Below are 23,967 nucleotides of genomic sequence, written 5' to 3' on the forward strand. Positions count from 1 at the left end.
TGTAAATTCCAAATAATCTAAAAGCGGCCGATAACTTCCCGTCCGATAATCATACGCTGAATTTGGTTAGACCCTTCGTAAATTTGGGTGATTTTAGCGTCTCTCATCATGCGTTCGACCGGGTATTCCGAGCAATAGCCATATCCGCCCATCAATTGCACGCAATTGGTGGTAACTTCCATAGCAGTATCTGTGGCGAAAAACTTAGCCATTGATGCTTCCTTGTTATGAGGCAATTTATTGTCCTTGAGCCAGGCTGCTCGATAAATTAACATTTGGGCAGCCTCGATTTTAGTAGCCATTTCGGCAATCATGAACTGAACACCTTGATTCGCTGCCAGCGGTTTGCCAAACTGTTGTCGTTCTTTGATGTAGTTAGTAGTATATTCCAAAGCCCCTTCAGCAATGCCCAGGCCCTGGGCACCGATTGTGATACGGCCGCCGGCCAAAAGCCCCATGGCGACAGCAAAACCGTTATTGATCTCTCCCAGGACATTTTCTTTAGGAACTTTCACGTTTTCGAAATTCAGTTCCACCGTCGGTGAACCATGCATTCCCATTTTCTCAACCGGCTTGCTGATGGTAAATCCAGGAGTGTCCTTTTCAATGATTAAGCAGGTAATCCCTTTACCATTAGGCTGTGAGGGATCAGTTTTAACAAACGTGCAATAGGTTGTTGCCTGACCTCCGTTGGTGATAAATATTTTGCTGCCGTTAACCAGGAAATAGTCACCCATATCTTCGGCCCTGCATTTCAGCGAACCAGCGTCCGATCCGGCATTAGGTTCGGTCAGTGCATAAGCCCCGATAATCTCGCCTGTGGACAGTCTTTTCAGATATTTTTCTTTTAAACGCTGACTCCCATATAAGTAAATACTCATGCAGCCTAAACCGGTGTGTACGCTGGTAATAACTGCCGTCGAGGCACAGGCTTTGGCTAATTCCTCAACAATAATTGCAAAGTCGAGATAGGTACCGCCTCCTCCACCCCATTCTTCCGGAACAGGAAACCCCGTCAGGCCCAATTCCCTCATTTTATTCCAGGTTCCCATAGGAAACTCATGGCTCTTGTCAATTTTTTCAGCCAAAGGGGCAACTTGACTCTTGGCAAACTTCCTTACCATGTCCCTGACCATTAAGGTTTCGTCGCTGAGCTGAAATTCCATCCTAACTCCACTCCAATCTTTTTTGTGTTAATAACCTCATTAAAGCCCTTAGTCTGCATCCACACGAATCAGCATGGCGTCGCCTTGAGCATGACCGGCACAGATTCCGCAAACCCCATACCCTCCGCCCCGACGTTTAAGTTCATAGGCTAAGGTCATGACAATCCGGGCACCAGTGGCCCCAATGGGATGACCGTAGGCAATAGCCCCGCCGTTGACATTAACCTTTGCAAACATCTCTTCCTTGGTCATCCCCAGAATACTCCTGGCGCTTACGAGAGCCACGGCTGCAAAGGCTTCGTTGATTTCTATGAGCTTAATATCCTCTAAGGGCATCTTGTTTTGTTCCAGAACCTTCTTGATAGAAAGGCCGGGAACTGTGGCAATGTCCTTCGTGGGCTGTGATACTTCCGCATAATCCACAATGGTAAAGAGAGGCTTCATCCCCAATTCATCAGCCTTAGCGCGGCTCATCAGCAGACAGACATCTCCCCCATCATTCGTACCAGGTGCATTACCGGCAGTTACACTCCCTGGCTTTCCGGTTACGGCACTGACATGATTGAACACCGGTCCAAGCTTAGCCAAACCTTCCAAGGTAGAATTGGCACGCGGCCCTTCATCCTTTTCCATAATCTCCTGACCCTTTTTAACAGCAACGGGAAAAACTTCATCATCAAGCTTTCCGGCAGCCATGGCAGCTGAGGCAGCCAATTGGGAATGAAGTGCCCATTCGTCCTGTTCTTCGCGGCTGTAGCCGAATTCATCGGCTACTTCGGAACCATGAATAGCCATATGCCGATCGTAAATGGAATCCCAAAGGCCATCTTTAACCATTAAGTCTTCACAGGCCGCATTGAGCAGACCCATCCTCTTTCCGCGTCTCATATCAGGAAGGGCAAAGGGAATGTTGCTCATGCTCTCTTGTCCGCCGGCAATGACGATGTCAGCTCTTCCCAGGGCAATCATTTGCGCGGCTAAATCTATGGTTTTTACGCCCGAAGAACAAACCTTATTCACTGTGATAGAAGGTACATGTTCGGGAAGTCCTGCCAAAAGAGTGGCCTGGCGGCTGGGAACCTGACCGCAGCCGGCTTGAACGACGTGACCCATAATGACATAGTCAACGTCACCAGGGGAAACCTTGCCTTCAGTTCTGCGGATCACTTCTTTAATAGCTAAAGCTCCTAGTTGAGCGGCATCATACTCGACTAAAGCCCCAAGAGATTTACCATACGGAGTTCGGCAAGCCTCTACGCATACAACCTCTCGTTGTCGCGCAAAGGTATTGCCGATTTTCTGCCCCATAGTTGAATAATCAGGCTTTCGTTCGCCATAAGCACAGATTTTCGCGTCTTTGTAGAAATTTTTTCTAACTATTTTTAGCTTTTGTACTTCCTTGGGCATCTGTCTTCCTCCATTCAAATATCATAATTATTTTTGATATGTCCGAATCGTAAGAATTATTTTGCAATTACTGTGCCAGTGACAAATGTAGGCCTTTTTAATCTCAAATTCACTTGATACATCAGCCTCTGCCGTTGCTAATCATCAGATGATACAAAAAAAATCGTCCCGAAAAGCGGACACATCTGTTCAAAGTGTGTCCGCTTTCGGGACGACAGGAGCCGCTTTACAAAAATAGGCTGTAGGGAAGCAGCTAGTTTTTCAGGTTATATTTATTCAGTTTATCGTAAAGCCTGGATCGACTAAGATTAAGGATCTTGGCGGCTTTAGTCTTGTTCCCGCCGGCTTTCTCAAGAGCCACGATAATCATGTTCCGTTCTATGCGGGCAATCTGATCTTGATAGCGGATCGTGCCAACATTTGCCTCACTTTCAGAGGTGCTGTTGCTTAGAATTTGATTGGGTAAATGGGTTAAACGAATCAAACCGCTGCGTGTATAATTAACAGCTCTCTCGATAACATTTTCCAATTCACGTATATTTCCCGCCCAGGAATAGTTTAAGAGGGCCGCCATGGCATCATCAGCAATACCCTTAACATTTCCTTTAAGAATAGTATTGAATTTCGCGATGAAATAATAGGTTAAAGGTTTAATATCTTCCCAACGTTCCCGTAAAGGGGGTAAATGCAGATTGATAACATTTAAACGATAAAAAAGATCGGCTCGGAACTGACCTTCGGAAATAGCTCTATTAAGATTTTTATTTGTTGCTGCAATAATCCGGACATTAACTTTAATGCTTTTAGTACTCCCTAAACGTTCAAATTCACGATCCTGCAGAACCCTGAGCAGCTTGGATTGTAAGCCAAGAGGCATGTCGCCGATTTCATCTAAAAAAAGAGTACCGCCATCGGCAATTTCTAATCGTCCTTGTTTTCCGCTCTGTGCGGCTCCCGTAAAGGCCCCCCTGACATAGCCAAACATTTCTGCTTCCATTAAGTTTTCCGGAATGGCTGCGCAATTTACCTTTATGAAGGGACCTCTCCAGCGATCACTACAGGCATGTACAGCCTGAGCCACTCCTTCCTTGCCCGTGCCGCTCTCCCCGGTAATTAAAACAGTGGAACTGCTTGAGGCAACAATCGTTATTTCTTCCTTTAGCTTTTTCATTTCGGTACTTTCAGCAACAATGTTATTCATAATATCTTGAGCAGTTTTGTTTCTCTGTAATTCTTCCTGAAAAAAAGTTACTTTGTTTTCCAGTAATCTTATTTTATCAGCAAGTTCTCGGACTTCAGCAAGTTGGGGAAATACTGCTTTACCTACTGCACCCACAACCTCACCTTCTCGAACAATGGGCAACCTGGAAACAATAATCGGCTTACCCTGAATTGTCATAACGTCACTTGTTTCCGATACACCGGAACCAGCTACTAAATGAAGCCTGCTGTCCGCCATAATTTCCGTGACATGTTTTCCAATAATTCTCTTTGGAGGTAAGGCTAAAAAATCTGCCATGGCCTGATTAACTAATGCCGTTTTTCCCTTTTCATCCACCACAATAATACCATCATGAATAATATTAAGAACTGTATCAAAAGTCTTGTTTAAAGCTTTAACCGTCTCCAGTTCTTTAGCAGCCTGCTCCAAATCTGTTAGGTCTTGAAAAATCACAATTCCCCCGGCGATACTGCCTCCGATAATTAAGGGAGTTATGTTAACAACCATGGTAATGTTGCCATGCTTATGTTTTAATCCTATTTTAACCTCACCCTTGCCCAAAGCCGGAGTTAAGTCCAAATTCGGCAATAGCTTATTACACCCGCGCCCAAGACAGTTCTCAGACTTTAAGCCTAATATACGGCTGGCGCCAATATTCAGGTGCGTTACTATGCCTTTACTGTCAACGGCAATAACACCATTGTGCATGGAATCTAAAATAGCTTTTAATTGACCATTAAGCAGTTCGGAGTGCCTAAACAAAGTCATAACCATGTTCGCCTTGCATAAAAGTCCAATGACTTTGCCTTCCTTGTTAACGACGGGAACGGAGCCCACGGGACTCACTTTTACGAAATCGGCCAACTCTTCGTCGGAGATATCCTCGGAAATACTGATCACTTCTTTGATCAGGTAAGGATCGACAATGTCTTGATGGGTTGCTCCGTTTAGGATCGCCCGATAGAGACTGCTCCTGCTAAATATACTCACAAGACTTCCTTTTCCATCTAACACGGGGATAATAGCAATTTTCAAATCCATGAAAATCCGCACAGCCTTGGCAATAGTGTCGCCAAGGTTTAAATATGAGATTCGCTTATTAGTCCCTTCCCGCAGGAGCATATTTGATCACTCCTTTAATTTTATTCAAATCAGTTTCTTCTTGAGAAGTCTGAGAAACTTGCACAATTCCGTTAAAGGGTCCAACTGTTTTAATTAGTTATCAATATATTCTTATTATTCTATACTTTTTAGATATTCCCTGCTCCTCCCCTTCTATATCAAAAAACCATTGAGTAATACCTTAAAAACATATAAATACCTTCTTTATAAGTTTACTAGGCTTTTATAACTCCAAGCAATATTTTCTCATTTTTTTCAACTCTTCATCAGCGCCCGGTGAGGACTCTATCCCACCGAAGCAAGGTATGGGAACCAGGGGGTGTTTCAAAATGTATAAACGCCCTCATTAAACAAAACCCTGCATAAATAGTGGTTCGAATCCACTTATATGCAGGGTTTTATTTATAAAAACGGATAGATATTCATTATGCAACAGCCCCTCTTGCGATTGGATCAAAAAACAGACGGAAATTAATCCGTCTGTCATTTTGATATATCTTTGTTAAGTTACTGAGCATTTTTCCATAAACCATGTATTGTACAGTATTCTCGTACTTCCAGGACTTCTGAAGCACTTACTTTAAACAGTGCTTCAGGTGGGTCATTGGGCTTAAGTTCCGCTCTAAGTACTTGATCTTTTGTCAACACCTCAATAAAGCGAATAAAATGTTTTTCTTCCATTGGGTGTGCAACGCTGCCTACTTTTACTTTAACCCAGCCAGCAGACGGTTCGATGACGGGAATATGCTTTTCAGTGCTGGCTTCGGTAACACCCGCTTCCAATTTCTCCATGGGCTGATGGCAGCACACTAAGGCAGGTGCTCCTGGATTTACTACTTCAACCACATTACCACAGATACTACACTTAAATAATTCTCTCAAATTCGTCATTTCTTATCCCTCCATAATCTCATTTAATCAACAGGCTCAAATTGATCTTTGCTGACGCCGCATGTGGGGCAAACCCAATCCTCTGGAATGTCTTCAAAAGGAGTGCCCGGTGCAATTCCTGAATCAGGATCACCTAGGGCCGGATCATAAACATAACCACAAACAGTACATTGATATTTTTTCATTGTCTTTTCCCCCTTAATATAATGATTTTAAGTATTAAGCTGATTGGTTATCAACGAAAAGCGGAGCATTTATCTTGTTATTATTTTATAATTAATTTAATTATAAATCAAGAATTAAATGCAGTTTTCTTAAAAATTTTTCCGATTTTTTTCGACATAGGTTGATAATGATTTAAAGTTTACAAATAGCTGTTTCTCTATTCATTAATTGATCTCGCCATAACTTAAAGACGCCCAAAGCGTCCTGCAGTTACTGGATCCAAATCGAAGAATTTGTTCTAACGTTTGCAAAGTGCCAACAAAAGAAGGGTCTCCACATCGTGGAAGCCCTTCTTTAAGACGTATATCCGTAAAATCCTTAGCTCATGTCGAATATTTCGAATTCCTATATCCTGTTATCCTTCCTGGGCAGGCCCTTAATAGGTCGGAGCAATTTTATAAATTCCAAACTCCTTGTGACCAAGACTTTCGGCCTTAGGCATATGCCCGTTGGCTGCCTCAACGACCATCTCGTAGATTCTTTTTCCGACTTGTTCAATTGTTTCTTCGCCGGAAATAATGGTTGAAGCATCAATATCCATGTTGTCTTCCATCATTTTAAATGTCCGCTCGTTGCCAGTGATTTTAATGACCGGGGCAATCGGGCAGCCTGTTGGAGTTCCTCGCCCGGTAGTAAAGATAACGACGGTAGCTCCGCCTGCAACCATACCGGTAATTGACTCGATATCCTGACCAGGAGAATCCATAACATACAGGCCCTTGCCCTTGGGAACTTCTCCGTAGGCCAAAACATCCTGAATAGGGGCATGTCCTGCTTTATGGATACATCCCAAAGATTTTTCCTCAATTGAACTTATTCCGCCGGCAATGTTTCCCGGTGTTGGTTGACCGCCGCGTATATCGACGTTCAGGAGTTTTGCCCTCTCTTCACATTCGCGGACATAGCGGATTAATTTTTCTCCGATTTCCGGCGTTTTGCAGCGACGGGCCAAAACGTGTTCGGCGCCAATAAATTCTGTGGTCTCTGAAAGCATAGAAGTACCGCCTGCGGCAACAAGCATATCTGAGGCAATTCCACAAGCCGGATTAGAAGCTAAGCCGGAGGTGAAATCAGAACCGCCGCATTCGATAGCCATAACAAGTTCACTAACGTCTATTTTTTCGGGCTGTAAATGGGCGACTTTGCGGGCAAGTTCACCAGCTTTGCGGAGCCCTTCAGCCGTGGCTTTGAGCGTCCCGCCAACTTCCTGAATTACTATTACCTCTACTGGTTTCCCGGTAGCGGCGATTTCATCAGCGACCTCACGAATAGGAACACCTTCACAGCCAAGTCCGACGACTAGAACTGCTGCAACATTCGGATTCTTACCAAGGCCAATCAATGTGCGAACAGTCTGTTCATGATCAGCTCCAATTTGACAACAGCCATGCTGATTGGGAAGAGCTACCGCTCCGGGAACCTGAGCTGCAATATTAGCTGCAACTGTACTGGAACATACTGCCGTTGGAATTATAGCAATATGATTACGAATTCCTACTTTACCATCAGGACGTCTATATCCCAAAATCTCCATCATAAAATCCTCCCTTTTTACTTATCTCCACGACCGCGCAAGCTTTCCATGTTATGAACATGAACGTGCTGGCCGATTTTAATATCTGCAGTTGCGCCTCCAAGGCTTTCTCCGTATTTAATAACCTCTTCACCTTTTTTAATCTCCCGAATAGCCACTTTATGACCAAGGGGGATATCCTGAAGAAGAATTACCGATTGTTCTTGTTCTCCTATAAAATAATGAATTTCGGTACCCGATGTAAAATCGTCCACTAAGGTGGCTACATTGTCTTTAACATTAATCACCACTGCTTGTTTTTTCAAAGAGATTCACCTCCAAATTTAATACCTAATTTAGTCACGCAAAAAACATGCCATATTTTAATAATTGTTAAAATTGCAGCTTAAGAGACTCAAATCCAGGCTAATTAGGTGTTTGGAGCCAAGATTATTATTCTTTGCTCATAGATTACATCACAGAAAAAGCAGCGTTGTTTTATAATTCAACAACGTCGCGTTGCAAATTAAAACAGTGCTGCTTTATGCAATAATCTATGTAAAATCACTATTACGCCCTGTTCTGAATATGGCAAGAGTGTGTCAAAAGGACCGTCCCCCTGACACTCCTGTCACTCCTGGCGTCTTTTGCGCCATAGAGTAGAACGGTCAATGCCAAGACGTCTGGCAGCACGGGTAAGATTATGATTCTCTAACAGCACAACCTTCTCAATCACACGTTTTTCGATGTCATTTAAGCTTCCCTGAATGGATATAACGATTTCAGCAGGATCAGATGTCTCAGGCAGCTGAGAAAAATGAGCCGTTTGCTGGCTTTCAGCATTCAGATTAGATCGACCAAAGAGATGGGCAGATTCGTTTTGGTTTTTAATAAAGGAAATAGCCATTAAACTTTCCGGAGGGATCAAATCGGTTTCAGACAGAACAATAAGTTTCTCAACGCAATTTCTTAATTCCCGAACGTTTCCGGGCCAATGGTAGTTTTCAAAGGCTTGATAAACTTCTTCGGTATAGTTGAGCTTGGACTTTCCCAATTTAGGAGCAAGCTCATGAAGGAATTGATTCATCAAAAGCCGGATATCTCCTTTTCGTTCCCTTAGAGGGGGAACCATTAACCCTAAAACATGTAACCTGTAGAATAAATCCGCTCGAAATTCGTTCTTCTCTACGGCTTCATTCAGTTTGCGATGAGTTGCTGAGATAAGCCGTACATCCACCGGAATTACCCGGTCACCCCCAACCCTCATGACTTCCTTTTCTTGCAAAACCCGCAGCAAACGAGCTTGGACATGAAGGGGCAATTCTCCGACCTCATCAAGAAAAAGAGTTCCTCTGTGAGCTAATTCAAAGAGTCCGGCTTTTCCGCCTTTGCGAGCCCCGGTAAAAGCCCCCTCTTCATACCCAAACAGTTCACTTTCTAACAAATTCTCCGGCAAGGCGGCACAGTTTACAGCCACGAAGGGACCATTTTGACGCAGGCTCACTTGATGAATTCCCTGGGCTAAAATTTCCTTTCCCGTACCCGACTCCCCTTGAATCAAAATACTGCTGTCTGTAAGAGCGTATTTTTGGGCTTGATTTAGTACCAAACGTACAGAATTGCTGTCTCCAATAAAATCCTTTAGAGAGAATTTGGCAATTAATCCTTTGTGATAGAGCTTTCGGCGAATATTATATTCAGCTTGCTGAATCTCCTGGGCATTCTGCAAAGTCACTACTGTGCCTAAGTGGATATCCCGAACAAGTATGGGGTAAAGATTTATAACTAAATCTCTTCCATTTACCCTTTCAGGGTGGCCCGTGAGTTTTTTTGAATGAATCCCCTCCAGCAATTGAGATCGGAATAGAATTTTGGCCGGCTTCCCTAAGATATCCGGAGTAAGCTCCAGCATTTTTAAAGCTTCTGCATTGATGTTAACAATTGCCTCGTTTTTATCAATAGTAACAACACCTTCATGAACTGCATTAAGAATTACAGTACTGAGAGCTGTTTTGGCACGATCCCTTTCCAGGGCTTCAATAAGCCGCTCAGCTTGTAAAATGGCCGCAGCAATTGATTCCGGCCCAGACTTAATGAGATGCACCGGTCGATTTAAAATTTCCGAATAGCGAACAGCAAGAGTGTCACCGATAATTAGTTTTGTTTGCGCCAACTCTTCTTTATTCAGAGACTGCAGCGAATCATTTTCTTCTTCAAGTTCATAGATAAAATAGTTAAGCCCAAACATTTCAGCAACAGTTTGACAGCCTTTAATAACGGAAGGAAAACCAATAATACCGAAAGAACCTTCTATATTCCTCAAAGGATAGAATGCCCGCAAGATATCATAACCGGTCACCTCAACGTCAACGACAGGAATAGTTACGGCTTGACGAATTAAGGAAGCTGTTCCTCCACGGCTGATAATTACTTCAACCCCATCATTAAGGGCCTTTTTGGCAGCCGCCGCCCCTTCGCTCATATCAGCCACGATAACGCAGCATGGCTTTTTCAGTACCTTAACAGTTTTTCTAGCCTCTTCGGCAAGCTCTTCATAAGGGGCGACAAATAAAACACGCGAATAGTCCATAAGTCCTCCCAAAAGTTCTCGTTAAATGCTTAGTTGTTGCTCAAAGACACTGCCTTCGCGCTTGTTTGCCTTTGGCAAAAGCGGCAAGACAATAGCACTTATACTAGAGTGAAGTATACAACCGAACGTTATACTTTCTGGCAGCAGAACAAAGTCCTCAGCGAAAGAACCACTGTTTGACCATACGAATTAGTCATATTATATACTATCCCAGCAAGAGGACATACGAATATCTTAAAAAAGCCATGAACTCAGGCAACAAAAAAGGGCTTAGGTCAAAGAAAAAACGTTTGACCTAAGTCCTTATACCTTAAGGCTTGAAAAATTACAGTTTTATAACCTCAACGGGAACAGGTCCGCAAACACCCACGAAAACAAAGCGATTGGTTCCTGTATTTCTCATCCCATGAGTTTGACCCGCTTTGGCCAAAATAGCCATACCCTTTTTAATGTTCACCTCTTGCCCTTCACCGGCAAAGTAAAGTCCTGATTCCCCTTCTAAACATATCCAAACATCGTCAGCATTTGGATGGGCATGCAAAAAAACCTCTTGCCCTGGTTCGAGGCACCACATGGCAGCCAGTGTTTTATCAGATTCATAGACTGACACTTTCTGAGGAACATTCTTATCAAATTTCGCCAGGTGCTCCAAATCAAATACTCTATCGTTCATCATCATAACCCCCTTCTGATTTTCTACTGGGCAGCAATTACAGGAAGAGCTCCCGGAATGACATAGGCAAAAATTAAGATCATAACAATAACAATGCCCAAAAGTGTTACCGAATATTTCAGAGTACGTCTGAAGATATCTGTCTCCCTCCCGACTAACCCTACAGCCGCACAAGCAATTGCTATAGATTGAGGAGAAATAAGCTTACCAATGATTCCGCCGGTTAAACTGGCAGACACAGTTAGGATAGGATTTAAGCCAAGTTGGCCCGCTGTAACTTGCTGTAGTTTACCAAATAAGGCGGCCGAAGAAGTAACAGAACCGGTAAGGAACACACCTAACCAACCTAAAATCGGAGAGAATACGGGGAAAATAACACCGGTTGAAGCGAACGCCAGACCTAACGTATACGACATGCCCGAATAATTGGCTAAGTAGGCCAGGCCAAGTACTGAGGCAATAGTCACCAGCGAGAAGAATAATTGTTTTAAGGTTTTGCTAAAAACTTTTACTCCGGTTGCCGGACTAATTCCTAAAATAATCATTGAGATAATTGAGGCAACTAACATAGCCGTTCCTGGTGCGGCAAAGAAATCCCATTTGTAGTTCGCTGCATAGACGGCAGGTTTAGTTACAATGGGTGCAGCCTTATAAACAAGACCGTCCAAACCCGGCCAATGAGGAATATTAACAAACCACTTTAAATCCTTCGCCACCCAATCTTTAAACATAGACGTGCTCCAAAATCCCATGACGAGGGTTAACACTAAAAAGGGTGACCAGGCCTTAAAAACCTGACCTCCTGTATAGTGAGGTTCATTAGCCGCTGATATTTCCTGATCATTTGGAAAACGCCAAATAGATTTGGGTTTCCAAAAACGCAGAAACAACGTCATGCAAAACAAAGAGACAATCGGGGAAACAATACTTGGAAGTGTTGGTCCCAGGTAATTCGTTACAATGAAAAAGGGAATTGCAAAACTAATCCCAGCCACTAGAACCGCCGGCAAAACCTCTACTGTTTTTTTCCATCCGGCCATGACGATTAACATAGCAAAAGGAATAATAATGGCTACAATTGAAACTTCACGACCAACAGCCGCAGTAATAATATTTTCGTTAATACCGGTGACCGACCCCATCATAATCGTTGGAGTTCCTACAGGCCCAAAAGGAACCGGCGGAACATTGGCCACAAGGCAAATCACAGCCGCCCATAAGGGATCAAAACCCAAACCGATTAACATAGCGGCAGCAATGGCTACGGGTGCACCCTGACCGGCTGCCCCTTCCATAAAGGCTGAAAAGCAGAAGGCAATCAGCAAGGCCTGCATTCGGCGATCGCTGGAGATTGAAGAAATAGAACTTTTAATAATATCGAATTGTCCAGCTTCAACGGTAAGATTGTATAAGAAAACGGCTGAAACAATAATCCAGCCAATGGGAAACAGTCCATTGACCGCCCCTAAGATTGTGGAGGAAACGGCAGCACCAACTGGCATTTTATAAACGAGTACAACATCAATAATTGCTATTAATAATGTTAAAAGTCCGGCGACATGACCCTTCATACGCTTTATGGCTAGGGCCCAGAATAAGAAAAAGATCGGGATCGCAACAACTAATGCGGTTAGACCAGTGTTTCCTAATGCTGAGTAATTCTGTAACCAGTGCATGTCATTCATTCCTTTACCAATTATTTAAGTACAGGAACCACCCTAGAAAAAGAGTATCTTAGAAATTTAGTCTCTTTACGCACCGCCTTTCATTAATAAATCAAACAAAATTTGCAATTCTGATTGTATTTTACAAAGAAAAAGTTCACTAAACTTTAATTCAACAAAAAAGACAGGATATTATGTCTAAACAGCCATAAATCCTGTCCGAACGGATTATTTACAGTTTTAAACGTTGCCTTAACGATTTAACGTGCGTACGACTAACATGAATTTTCGAATCATCTTCCATCGTTAAATTGAATGTGTTATTAAACCAAGGAACAATAGCCCTAATTCTATTGAGATTGGCGATATAACTCTTATGAACTCTTAAAAAGGAGTCTCCCAAAATACTCTCCAGTTCATTTAAGGAATAATGGGTTAGATAACTGCCATCATCTGCAAACACCCTGACAGATCGCTCTTCAATCGTTGCATAGAGAATGTTTTCGATCGGAATTAAATATATCGTTTCATTTTCTTCGACTTTGAGTTTCGATTTATCGTTATTCGTCCGAAGAAGGGCGTAAATGCTATCTAACTTGTCTTTAAACTCGCTGGACAGAGATCCTTTATCTCTCTCTATTTCTATGCGAGTTTTTAGTCGCTGAAGCGTTTCAAACAGCCTATACTCTTTGAAAGGTTTAAGCAAATAATCTGCAGCGTTTAAATCGAAAGCCTGTACAGCATAATGATTATAAGCAGTAGCAAAAACGATGGCAGGCTTGACAGCAAATTCTTTATCCTTCGAAATTCTCAAGGCAGTATCAATACCGGAGCCGTCAGGCATTTCTATATCCAGAAAAACAACATCAGGCTTCAATTCTCTTACTTTATGCAATACTTCTTCGTTAGTTGAGGCTTCACCAATGACCATAACGCCCTGCATTTTAGTCAGTAAATAAACAAGTTCGTCCCGGGCCGGCTGTTCATCATCTGCTACGATAACTCTCATTGCATTCTACTCCTTAGGCGATTTCCAAATGGGATACTTCAGGAATTTTCAAAGTCACCACAGTCCCTCTGCCAAGATCACTTTTAATTGTGAATTTTGCCTGCCCATGGTAGGCATATTTCAATCTCTGCTCAATATTTTTAAGGCCAATGCCTAACCCTTTACTTTGAACGGTTACTCCTGATTGCAATAATGTTAAGGTTTCTTCGGGTATACCTACTCCATTATCAGTGATTTTTATCACAAGATAACCTTCCTCCTCAACAGCCGAAATAATCACCTGTCCGCCTGAATTTAAGGGATAAATCCCATGTTTAATGGCATTTTCGATTAATGGCTGAAGTGTTAATCCTGGAATTTGCCAATTTAAAGTTTCCTCCGCAATTTGTTCCTGGACATTTAAGCGATCGGAAAATCGCGCTTGCTCAATTGCTAAGTAAGCACGAATATGATCACATTCCTCCCGTAAAGAGACAAAACGATTACCACTCTGCAAATTTATTCTAAAAAAGTCACCTAACTGTAATAATAAATCTCTAGCTTTACCAGGGTTTGTTCTGCAGAAGGACACAATGGTATTGATAGCATTGAACAGAAAGTGAGGATTAATCTGAGCTTGGAGGGCTTTCAATTCGGCTTTACTAACCAAGCGAGCCTTTGTTTCTAAAGCCGACAGTTCCAATTGAGTCGAAAATAACTGCCCAAGCCCCTCGGCAAATTCCCAATCAACTTTCGTTAAACTTCCTTTTCCTTGCCTGAATATTTTGAGTGTGCCTACAACAATGTTCTTGAACTTTAAAGGAACAATTAAGGCCGAACCCTGAAGGCCAGTATTCTCAAAAGATCCGCTTTCTTCCCCACTCACAGCCAATTTTATTTCACTCGTTCGTATACTCTCCATCGTCTCTTTAGCCATAAACCCCAGGGCATCTGTTTGGTGCTCCGCCGCTTTGCCCACATGGGCCAATACATTATGATCTCCGGTAATCGACACAGCAGTAAAATCGGAGCGTTCAATAATAATATCACAGACTTTCCTGGCCGTTTCTTCATTGAGTCCGAGCCGTAAGATAGGGAGAGTCAAGTTCGCGATATATAATGCTTTTTGTGCCTGCAGAGCACCAATTCGTTCCTCTTCAAGAATAGACTTTTGCCCAATTCCATAAAAAATAGCAATTCCTATTCCATTCATCACAATCATGGGAGGGCCCATGGTTTTGACGACATCCCAACCTGCAGAGGTGGGTTGAGCCAACAAAATCATAGCCATCTCCAGGATTTCAGAACCAATGCCAATTAAGACAGTTTGCTTCCAAGTTAACATTTTGTTGGAAGCATGTTTACTTAGTATTCCGGCTAAAAAACCATTGAGTACTGTCGCGATCCCACAGCTCACGGCTGTTGATCCCCCCAAGAGCAGTCGATGCCCTCCGGCAATAATCCCTGAAGCCAAACCTACAATCGGACCGCCTAAAAGTCCTCCGGCGACGACTCCCACTATTCGAGAATTTGCTAAAGCTCCTTTTGTCGGCAGACCAATATAGGTTCCAACAATCCCTACACTTCCAAATAGTAAGATGAGAATGATTTTTTCTTTTGTATTAATCATTCCTTGTATTGTCCTTTTGAATAAGGGAGTAAGGCTTAATAAATAGGCAATAGTAATTATAAAACTTGTGTTTAAGGCAAGCTGCTTAAAAAGACTTGAATACATTTTCAAGCCTCCCTTTATGAAGTTTCACTTTGACAAGCGTATAATCTTATCCTAAAGAAAATTCGCTCAAAACCCAAATCAAGATTTTTCCAGAAGATTAGTAATTAGCACCTGTTAGATGCAATTAAACCAACCCGCCATGCCTTTCTTTGACTTGGACTTGACGGGTTGGTTCTTAGGCTCAAGGTCTAGTGAGTGAACTCGTTCAGCTAAAGCTGAACATCGGGGCTTCGGTGGGGGACTCTACCCCCACCGAAGCGGAGAACGGGGGCCACTCCCACTTGTAGAAGTGGGAGTCTCACGATTAGATAAAATTAAGAGCTATTTAAGAAGGTTCTCAAGATAGGTTAGCCACATCCGATAAAAATCCGATTTAAAATGAATACCATCATCTTCATATAAGTTTTTATTGCTGTCATTCAAAATCGAGCCTAAATTAACATAATTTACATTTTCTTTATTTGTCATCGCAATGAGTCCATTATTGCATTCTTTAATATGAGCATTGTTGAGGTGGGGGTTTTTAACAACGTTCTCCAAAACAGGAAGCATAGAAGTGACATATATTTGAGAATTTGGCAGGTTGGCTTTTAACTTTTCTACTAATTTCGTATAGTCGTCTACAAGGACTTTGCTTGAAGTTCTGTCATCTGCTTCATTTAAACCTATTAGTATAAAGACACGCTTAGGTTTGAGAGCTATGATTTTATCAGCCTCATCAATACCTTTAGTAATACTAAGACCCATTTCAGCAATAACTCTGCTGTCATCTAAATAATCATAAAATGATAATCCTTCCGTTATAGAATCACCAAGGAAAGCATCATCCTTAAAGAATTCTTTAAAATCCGAGGCCTGTTGAGTCGCAGGCTCATTGGCAGAAGTTACGGGTTGTGATTTTGTTTCTTGCGCATCAGCAGTATTTGGGGAATCCTTTTGAGCGGTATTTGCTGAAGCCGTCGATTCTATGTTGGAGGAATCCGAGATTGTATTGTTTCCAGTTGCAGGACTCTGTAGAGATCCTGAAGCCTGAGCTTTATTAGAACCGGCAAAAACAAAAATTGAAACGCCTGTGACGACTGCAACAAAAATTATCACGCCCAGTAGTATTGGCCAGCGTTTTAATTTACTAATATCCATAAGCTTCTACCCCCGTACCCAATAGTTATCTTAAAATCATCAAATTAATTGGATGAGTCATTATAAAATGTATTCACATTATATAAAATGAGCAGATCATTGATCTTATTCGTTGTAACTAATTTACTTAAGTCATCTTCATAATACCTTGGATCAACAACATAGATTTCACTATAATGACTCATGAGAAAAGGGATTAAGCTGTTAGCAAAGGAATCTTTAACTATTAAAAGCTTTTTTCCGCCGGGTACACCGGTCGTTATTTTAACTAGACCGTAATTTCCGCCAAAGAATACGTTGTACTTGTCTTTTGTCTGAAGACTTTTCATATCATAGATAGTATTGGTAACTTTATTCAAATCAACATAATCCACTGTATAACTTTTTTCATCTTTCGGTATGTAAAGTTCAATACTATCTGGTTTTAGAAATTGATAACCACTTTTCGATGACAATGAACCCGAAAAATCATCAGTGACATCCTTAATATTATAATAGCTTTCATCATGGGCTTTAAAGCCCATATACTTTGAAAGCTCTTGATAAGCATAATAAGCACCCTTCGACGTCCAATGATGATCTGTTCGGTAGAAAATGTAATCATTCTTTTTCGAATTCAAGGTATCGGATACATCAACAAATTTTATACGTTTATCAAGTAACTGCTTCGTCTGATTAAGAGCAGCTGCTTCGCTGTCCGTTGGAGCATAAGCTGGAAGATAATCCTTTAATATCTCTGCTGTCGTCGGAACCATCATTAAATATTTGTTTGCCAGGGGAGCTTGAGCTGCAATCTGATTAATGGTGTCTAGTTTAGCCTTAAAACTTTGAGTGCTAGGTTTAAGGTACGATTGGATTAAGTAGTTATGTTGACTTAAAAATACGCCATTACTTTCATTTTTAAGCAATAGCCTTTCACAGTCAGTTTTAATTCCGATCCACAAATCTCTTAATACGAATTGGTCTTCGATGTACTTCTCATACTCTTTAGTAAACCGTCCCTGAAAGAGATTTTCCAAGGAAAAGACCGGCTTCTGTTCAAGGTCCCTATTTTCTGTTTCCGAGAAAGTTTTAATCGGTGATATCAAATTAAAGAACACAAGTAAGAGGATATATATTCCCATTAAAATTCCCAAAAAATATTTATATGATAAACTATAATTCTTCAAAATAATTCTTCTTTCTCCAAAATTACATAACTATCAGCGCATAGTTAACTCAACTTTCAAGAGAAAGTTGAGTTAGAATCTGAAATATAGAAATGGATTATAGCTTTCATTAACTAAAAAGGCAGTACATAATACGACAATGAGCATGTAGGCAATGGGAATAGCAATAGTTCCAGTTACTTTCATCGTCTTCTTAAATTTAATCAGCAAATTACGCATAAGGGGTGTGGAACAAAGGGCAAGTATAATGAGCAAAATACCATTAGTATAGAGATAGTATATTGAATGCCCATCAATCAGTTTATTAGTTCCAATCCCAAACATTGTTCTAATAAACCCTAACCCTTGAGTTAAGCTGTCAAACTCAAAAAATACCCAGCCAACAATGACAACCAAAAGGGTATAGACATGGCCTATAAACCTGGGTTTATTACTGAGCCATTTTAATAAGAAGAACTTCTCAAGTACTACGAAACCTCCGAAGTATAAACCCCACACAATAAAGTTCCAGTTAGCTCCATGCCAAAAGCCTGTTAAAAACCAAACGACAAACAAATTCCGCAGTTGTTTCCATTTGCCTTGTCTGTTGCCGCCAAGAGGTATGTACAAATATTCTCTAAACCATGTACCAAGAGATATATGCCACCTCCGCCAAAACTCCGTGACATTCCTGGAGATATAAGGGTAATTAAAGTTTATATTTAATTCAAAGCCAAGCATCTTGGCAAGACCAATAGCCATATCGGAATAGCCGCTAAAATCAAAGTAAATTTGAAAGGTGAAGGAAACAATTCCTATCCATGCTGTGAGAATAGATATTTCCCCCTGCGGGGCTGCCTTGATGCTGCTCCATAAGATTCCAATATTATTAGCAAGCAGAACCTTTTTAGCCAGTCCAATAATAAAAAGCTCAAGGCCATCTAAAAATTGAACTAAGTTTTGTTTTCTGTTGTCAATCTGCTTTGAGATATCGATGTATCGTACTATCGGTCCGGCAACTAGTTGAGGAAACATAGTTACAAATGTAGCGTATGCTAAAATCTTCTTTTGGGCAGGGACTTTCCCCAAATAAACATCAATAATATAAGACATGGACTGGAATGTATAAAAGGAAATTCCCAGGGGTAAAGGAAGACTTTTAACCGTTAAATTAAGATGAAATAAGGCCGAAAAGTTGCCGACAAAAAAGCCATAGTACTTAAAGAAACTTAGCAGGCCAAGATTTACCGTTAAAGACGCAATTAAACCTAATCGTTTTACAACTATATTCGTGGAATATTTTTCAATGATCAGCCCATTAGTATAATCAAAGACTATTGCAAAGAGCATAATTACTATATAGACAGGTTCTCCCCAAGCATAAAATATTAAGCTTGCAAGAATTAAAATAATGTTTCTGATGGACTTTGGTGCAATGTAGTATAAGAAAAGAGTAATGGGCAAAAATTTAAAGATAAAAAGCAGACTACTAAAAACCAAATTGCCACTTCCTAAACGAAATTAGATTAAACCACTAAATCAATTCAGCACTTGATCAATTGCACTGGAAATCTTGTCAGCATCTTTGGAGATTATTAAGATAACAAAATTACCCTTCGCTTTGACGATATTATGCTGAACAAGATATGTCTCATCAGGAAGATATCCGCCGAAGCTCTTTTCTTGCTTATTGATTCGTTTCGTAATTTGGTCTTTAATACCTTGCATATCATTAGAATTCTTAACTTTAAAAATAGCTAATTCATCAGCTTTTATATTAGAAGGAGCAGTGTAAAGTGCGAAATCGGAAAGTTCGTCACTATTAATTCCATATAACTTCTTTAATTCTGCAGCATCTGCAACTCTCATTTTAGAAATATCAACCGTTTGTTTGATTTTCTGAACTATATCAGCCGCAGAAGGGTCTTTAGCCGCTACTGTTGGCGATGAACCACATCCAACTAAGGTTATGACCGTAATTAACAGCACTAAAGAAATAATTCCAAACTTTTTCACCATTTCCCTTTATCCCCCGTTTTCGTAAATAAGTACCCAATTTTCTTGGTAATATGTGAATAAACTCATGAGTATAGGCTATATTAATCTGAAAACCTTGTCAAGACGCAAATTATTACAGTATTATTACAGTAAGTTTACATTATTATTACGGTGAATTCTTCAATTCCAATCTTGATTTAGAAGGCTCCTAATAGTATATTTATAGCAAAATACTGCAAAAAACTACATTATTCTATGCGATAGAATAATGCAAGATAAAGATGTTAGACGTTAATTTTTTGTTTCGAAAAGGAGGATATATCTTAATGTATATATCTAATCCCGATTTAGTGACCTTACTCCAATCCAGCACTCTTAATCAAGATTCTTCCAGCAAAAACAAACTGCCTGCGGTTTTAAATTGCTTTGAAGAATTCTTAAAGTATGAACTTTTACATACCGAAGACTCTTCCGGTCCTTACGACTCCGATTTCTCAAGCTTTGACAATTCGGATAATTCATTTACTAATGTATTAAGCGCCAATAATAATACTCTCACGAGTCAACTTCTTACTAATTTAATTGCCCATACACTACTTGAACCTGAAACCGGTTCGCAGCCTTTTGAAGACAGAAATCAAGTTGCCCGAATTTATTCTCAGAACCAGCCCATATACTCCACCTCGTCTAACAGTAATTACAATAAAACATTTAATAATGATGTGTTTTTAGGCGATTCAATAACGAAAGGATTATCTGCCTACAAACTGTTAGATGATTCCAAGGTTTATGCCCAGGTTGGAATTGGTACTGCCAAAGTTAAGCAGCTGGTTGATTCGGCGGCAAAACAGAATCCTCAAAGAGTTTTTATTATGTGCGGAGTTAATGACGTGGGGAACTATACAAAGGCTCAATTTGCTCAACACTATACCGATTTAATAAATACCGTCAAGGCCGAATGCCCTAATGCCAAAATATATGTACAATCTATCCTTCCTGTACAAGATCAAGCAACTCAAAAAAATCCAGCTTTAAATAATGTTAATATTGACGAATATAATTCGGCGATCTTCCAGATAGCCAACAATGAAAATGTCGGATTTATTAATCCTTCATCCTTAGTAAATTTTAATCAAAGTTACTATGCCAATGATGGAATCCACTATAAACCATCTTTTTATACATCTTGGTTAAATTTTCTTCAGAACAATGCCTTATAGCGAAAAACCAAATTTTGATAATTGTAAAAATAAATGTCGTTGCTCAAAGGACAAGAACCTTCGTGAAGCAACGGCATTTATTCTTTTCTTAGTTTCAATTCTGCTAAGATATTCTGAACTAACTCACTTTTTCCAATAATATCTCAAACCATAATATTTATATAAAAAAGCAATATTTCAAATATGTTTATAATTTTTTATAAATGTTAAATTTGTTAGTTAGTGAAAAATATAACTCAACAAAGTATTTGACTCATTCTATAAAGTTTTAAAATAAAAACTTCTTTCCAGGTATTGTAAATCAACTTTTTGTATGTGATAATTAGTTCAAGAACAAAAAAGAGGTGTTTTAAAATGAAAAAACAACTATTAATGTACATTATGGGCTGTCCTGTATATGTTAAAACAAAAGATTCTGCCGAAAAGAAAACACCCGTTAAATTGGCAGCAAAATAGTCCATAAATAAGATAAAAAGTTTTGGAATTTAAGGTGCGAGATGCCAAAGTCTGACCCTTTAAAAGAGGCCGTTGCCAGACCGAACTAAATCGTTCGAATGCAGCGGCCTTATTGTTTGTGAGTCAAAGTATTATAATAGTTGTTTAGCATTATTTTTAATCACCGAAATCCAGAGAGGATACAACTCTGATTTGAAGTGCAGTCCATCAGAAAGAAGTAAATTTGTCGCATTAGGAATACTATTGGAAACGTCTAAATACTTTACATTTTCTTCACCAGCTACGGCCTTTACAATCTTATTCAGTTTTTGTGGTTCCAAATTCCTTTGCGGTTGATCATTGGTACTCTTCATAGGCATTACAGATTGTAAAATAATTTTGGCCTCGGGGAACATCTTTTTTGTGGATTCTATCAATTCTTTATACCATTTTTGGTAGGAATTCATATCATAGCCAAAATCGTTTGCCCCAAACATCAGGAAAACGTAATCTACCGAACCGTTACATCGACTCCTGATTATATTGCTATTGTCCCCCAAAAGTTGAGCCCCTTCATAAACATGAGCCCCAATTTTGGCATAAACGTGGCCTTGATTTACCGCAGTATTGTGAGATTTCTTAAATCCATATGTTATTGAATCACCTACAAATATTACATTTGAAAAGTCGGCCTTTATTTCCCTGCTTGGAGCCACAGTCGATAATGAAGATCTCGATTGAGATTCGGCTTGAACAATAGTTTGAGTTGAGGGCACTAAAGCAGGGACTGTTTTAGTTTTGGTTTTAGTCTGGGTCTGGATCTGGGTTTCCTTTGCTCTTGAATCAGGAGATTGCGTGGGATTGTTTGCTTTTCCAGCTCTTAAGGGCAAGAAGAAACCAAAAATCAATAAAAACAACAGCCCTGTAACGATCGTGGTTTTTAGTGACAAATACCATTTCATGGTTTTTTTTACGTGTTTGTACGTTCTTAAGCTAGCCATTTATCCAACAACTCCTCTCGGCGAAATGTGTAACATTGTAGTTTACATATTTTACCATATATGGATATTGATGTACCAGCCTTTCTGCATTATCTTTACTGGTACCTCTCATTGTTTTCAAAACATGCTTGAAAACCAAAAAAACTCTAGCTTCCTGCTAGAGTTTTCATAATCCGCACTTATTAAAACCATTTCGATTATAGCTGCTATGGGAGGATTTTAAAGAATATATACTTTTACATATTTAACAGCCCAGTGGCGGGCTTCCGCAGAGGTATCAAAGAAAACATCAATCCAGTTTCCTCGAATCGCCGTACCGGTATCAGCGGCAACAGCAAAACCATAGCCTTCGACAAAAACTTTAGTCCCATAGGGTATAACGCTGGGATCTACAGCAATCGTGCTATATCCGTCCGGATTTCTCACTGCCATTCGTCCGGAACTAGTGCAAGTCCTGCCAACACCATAAACAGCATAATAGGCTGTCGACTTAACTTGAATAACCTTTTTATAATCAATTTGTTGTCCGCCTCTGGATACGGGCATTAAAGGAAAGGTGCCAACAACTACAATTTTATCAACAGGCTTTTTCGTAAAATGCTCATCTATAATTTTTCTTGAAATTTCTTTGCCGTTTTCAAAGATTGTATCAAATACAGTTTGTTTTTCCCCACTTTGTCCTTCTTGTACAGTTTGTTCATAAGTATTAGGCAAACTGCTGTCAGGTCTTCTAATGGTATTATAGGCAACCGTATCCAGGGAAGAAAGAGCCTTATGCTCAACTCTAACCACATCAATCTTTATCCCATCATACAATTTAGCTTCTTTTTCAGGGGTAACTTTATCTTCCGAACCTAAGACGATTCCTTGAGAGGTTAAGAAGTCTTTGACACTATCCTCGGGAGAGTATTTTGTGGTCTCTTTTCCCTCAAGAGTTAAATTTATAGCGACGGCATGTTTTACAGTTATGGTCGAATTATTAGTTACTTTAGAATCCAGCGCTGGGATAACTTTATCATAAGGAGATAATTTAATGCCTTCGCTAAATAATACTTGACTTACGTTAGATTTATAGGTAATGACACTTTTTGAATTGCCATTAATAATAATGCAGACAGATTTTCTTGTGATTAAAATAATAATCACAACAGCAAGAAATGCTGTTAACGTTAAAGGTAAGATAGTTTTAAGTATGTTTTTCTTATTAGGTTTAAGATCACCTCTAATTTTTGCAAAAATATTTGAACATTTAATTCTTAAGCTTACTATGAAACTCACCCCGCTTTAAATGATAACAAAGGAGGTTTGACGAAGTTGTCACCCTGATATTTGCTTATTGTAGCATATAATTTCGTTTAAGTAAATATTAGTTGTACTAATAGGAAGCTGTTCCATAATAAGTAAACTCGTTGGCCACAAAAATACCTGCGGCTAGTTCAGTATTTGGCTGCATTTAGCTGCATCTGCCCGTGAGAGGATACCAGTACCTATTGACAAAGGAACTCATTCCATCTAAAATTACAGTAAATTTTAAATTAAATCTGATGATCAGAGAAAGTAACTGATGAATATTGAAAAGCGAGCCGGCAATCGGTGAAAGGTCCGGTTCAATGGAAATCAGCGAATGGTTCTGGGAGGAGCAGGGGAAAAGAGCAATGCTTGACTATCCCGCGCCGTCTGTCCCTGCGTTATAAGGGAAGGGTATTAATACGAAGGTTTGATACCTGCGTAGCGTACCTTTGAAAGAGAGACCAGCCTACTTACTTAAGAAAGGTCGGTTTCTGAATTGGGTGGCACCGCGAGCTATATCGCCCCATATTTATGTGGGT

19 protein-coding genes are annotated in these 23,967 nt (G+C 40.2%); 1 reads left to right on the plus strand and 18 read right to left on the minus strand.

What is annotated here, in order from left to right:
* Positions 1-17: 17 nt before the first annotated feature.
* The 16 genes from B5Y67_RS20265 to B5Y67_RS20340 form a co-directional block, all read right to left on the minus strand.
* Positions 18-1,166, minus strand: coding sequence for an acyl-CoA dehydrogenase family protein (locus B5Y67_RS20265; protein WP_088228203.1), 1,149 nt, complete (start codon positions 1,164-1,166; stop codon positions 18-20).
* Positions 1,167-1,214: 48 nt separating this feature from the next.
* Entirely contained in the window at positions 1,215-2,573 is a 1,359-nt protein-coding gene (locus B5Y67_RS20270; RefSeq protein WP_088228204.1) for a thiolase family protein, read from the minus strand.
* A gap of 253 nt (positions 2,574-2,826) precedes the next feature.
* Entirely contained in the window at positions 2,827-4,917 is a 2,091-nt protein-coding gene (locus B5Y67_RS20275; protein ID WP_088228205.1) for a sigma-54-dependent Fis family transcriptional regulator, read from the minus strand.
* Between the two features lie 507 nt (positions 4,918-5,424).
* A complete protein-coding gene (locus B5Y67_RS20280) occupies positions 5,425-5,808 on the minus strand; it encodes a desulfoferrodoxin (RefSeq protein WP_088228206.1) in 384 nt (127 codons plus the stop codon).
* 23 nt (positions 5,809-5,831) lie between these two features.
* On the minus strand, positions 5,832-5,993 hold the full coding sequence (gene rd / locus B5Y67_RS20285) for a rubredoxin (RefSeq protein WP_088228207.1): 162 nt from the start codon (positions 5,991-5,993) through the stop codon (positions 5,832-5,834).
* Between the two features lie 416 nt (positions 5,994-6,409).
* Complete coding sequence (locus tag B5Y67_RS20290; RefSeq protein WP_088228208.1) at positions 6,410-7,567, minus strand: UxaA family hydrolase; 1,158 nt, start codon at positions 7,565-7,567, stop codon at positions 6,410-6,412.
* A 17-nt stretch (positions 7,568-7,584) separates the two neighbouring features.
* Positions 7,585-7,872, minus strand: a complete 288-nt coding sequence (locus tag B5Y67_RS20295) for a UxaA family hydrolase (RefSeq protein ID WP_088228209.1) — start codon at positions 7,870-7,872, stop codon at positions 7,585-7,587.
* A gap of 305 nt (positions 7,873-8,177) precedes the next feature.
* Positions 8,178-10,136 carry a sigma 54-interacting transcriptional regulator gene (locus B5Y67_RS20300; RefSeq protein ID WP_088228210.1) on the minus strand — a complete coding sequence of 653 codons (1,959 nt, stop codon included), beginning with the start codon at positions 10,134-10,136 and terminating at the stop codon, positions 8,178-8,180.
* 325 nt (positions 10,137-10,461) lie between these two features.
* Complete coding sequence (locus B5Y67_RS20305; RefSeq protein ID WP_088228211.1) at positions 10,462-10,809, minus strand: cupin domain-containing protein; 348 nt, start codon at positions 10,807-10,809, stop codon at positions 10,462-10,464.
* A gap of 23 nt (positions 10,810-10,832) precedes the next feature.
* Positions 10,833-12,485, minus strand: a complete 1,653-nt coding sequence (locus B5Y67_RS20310) for a lactate permease LctP family transporter (protein WP_088228212.1) — start codon at positions 12,483-12,485, stop codon at positions 10,833-10,835.
* A 220-nt stretch (positions 12,486-12,705) separates the two neighbouring features.
* Positions 12,706-13,482 carry a LytTR family DNA-binding domain-containing protein gene (locus B5Y67_RS20315; RefSeq protein ID WP_088228213.1) on the minus strand — a complete coding sequence of 259 codons (777 nt, stop codon included), beginning with the start codon at positions 13,480-13,482 and terminating at the stop codon, positions 12,706-12,708.
* A gap of 13 nt (positions 13,483-13,495) precedes the next feature.
* Positions 13,496-15,196: a LytS/YhcK type 5TM receptor domain-containing protein gene (locus B5Y67_RS20320; protein WP_088228214.1), complete on the minus strand. Its 1,701-nt coding sequence runs from the start codon at positions 15,194-15,196 to the stop codon at positions 13,496-13,498.
* Between the two features lie 321 nt (positions 15,197-15,517).
* On the minus strand, positions 15,518-16,336 hold the full coding sequence (locus B5Y67_RS20325; RefSeq protein WP_088228215.1) for a GDSL-type esterase/lipase family protein: 819 nt from the start codon (positions 16,334-16,336) through the stop codon (positions 15,518-15,520).
* 44 nt (positions 16,337-16,380) lie between these two features.
* The gene (locus B5Y67_RS20330; protein ID WP_242976056.1) at positions 16,381-17,460 is read right to left on the minus strand and encodes a DHHW family protein; all 1,080 of its coding nucleotides are present in this window, start codon (positions 17,458-17,460) and stop codon (positions 16,381-16,383) included.
* A gap of 117 nt (positions 17,461-17,577) precedes the next feature.
* Positions 17,578-18,984 (minus strand): MBOAT family O-acyltransferase, encoded by a 1,407-nt coding sequence (locus tag B5Y67_RS20335; RefSeq protein ID WP_088228217.1) that lies wholly within the window; start codon positions 18,982-18,984, stop codon positions 17,578-17,580.
* A gap of 39 nt (positions 18,985-19,023) precedes the next feature.
* Positions 19,024-19,503, minus strand: coding sequence for a DUF4358 domain-containing protein (locus tag B5Y67_RS20340; RefSeq protein ID WP_088228218.1), 480 nt, complete (start codon positions 19,501-19,503; stop codon positions 19,024-19,026).
* Between the two features lie 305 nt (positions 19,504-19,808).
* On the opposite strand from B5Y67_RS20340, the gene B5Y67_RS20345 reads away from it, so the two are divergent.
* Positions 19,809-20,702 carry a GDSL-type esterase/lipase family protein gene (locus B5Y67_RS20345; RefSeq protein WP_170932754.1) on the plus strand — a complete coding sequence of 298 codons (894 nt, stop codon included), beginning with the start codon at positions 19,809-19,811 and terminating at the stop codon, positions 20,700-20,702.
* A 587-nt stretch (positions 20,703-21,289) separates the two neighbouring features.
* Here B5Y67_RS20345 and B5Y67_RS20350 read toward each other — a convergent pair.
* Positions 21,290-22,138 (minus strand): GDSL-type esterase/lipase family protein, encoded by an 849-nt coding sequence (locus B5Y67_RS20350; protein WP_088228220.1) that lies wholly within the window; start codon positions 22,136-22,138, stop codon positions 21,290-21,292.
* Between the two features lie 219 nt (positions 22,139-22,357).
* Positions 22,358-23,416 (minus strand): 3D domain-containing protein, encoded by a 1,059-nt coding sequence (locus B5Y67_RS20355; RefSeq protein WP_088228221.1) that lies wholly within the window; start codon positions 23,414-23,416, stop codon positions 22,358-22,360.
* Between the last annotated feature and the right edge of the window lie 551 nt (positions 23,417-23,967).

Origin of the sequence: Desulfosporosinus sp. FKB, from assembly GCF_002196705.1 — a bacterium.
GTDB lineage: Bacteria > Bacillota > Desulfitobacteriia > Desulfitobacteriales > Desulfitobacteriaceae > Desulfosporosinus.